The 432-nt window shown below is 40.5% G+C and carries 1 protein-coding gene; it reads left to right on the top strand.

Annotation, left to right across the window (positions count from 1 at the left end; genetic code table 11):
• The coding region (locus tag J7R10_RS08865; protein WP_281432518.1) for a transketolase C-terminal domain-containing protein at nt 1–432 on the top strand (432 nt) is incomplete at both ends.

The following is a 432-nucleotide window of genomic DNA, read 5'->3' as shown; positions in this document are numbered from 1 at the left end:
ATTTCTTTTCGTTATCCACGTGGTGAAAGTAGTGGTATAGATTTACCACAACGTGGTGAGGTTCTGGAGATTGGTAAAGGGCGAATTTTATGTGAAGGCAGCAAAATAGCTTTGATTTGTTTTGGAACACGGTTATCTGAAGTGTTAATAGCAGCTAATGAGTTAGCAGCAGAGGGGTTATCAACAACTGTTGCAGATGCACGCTTTGCAAAGCCTTTGGATAAAGATTTAATACGTCGTTTAGCACGTGAGCACGAAGTATTAGTCACAATTGAAGAAGGAGCAATGGGTGGATTTGGGGCGCATGTACTGCAGTTTTTGGCACAAGAGGGGCTATTAGAGCACGGTTTAAAGGTTCGCACATTGAAATTTCCTGATGAATATTTAAATCATGGTTCACCAAATAAAGTTCTTTCGAGTATTGGGCTTGAT

This window comes from Bartonella vinsonii subsp. berkhoffii ATCC 51672, assembly GCF_902825225.1.
GTDB classification, from domain to species: domain Bacteria; phylum Pseudomonadota; class Alphaproteobacteria; order Rhizobiales; family Rhizobiaceae; genus Bartonella; species Bartonella berkhoffii.
This window is presented reverse-complemented; position numbering and strand designations above follow the sequence as displayed.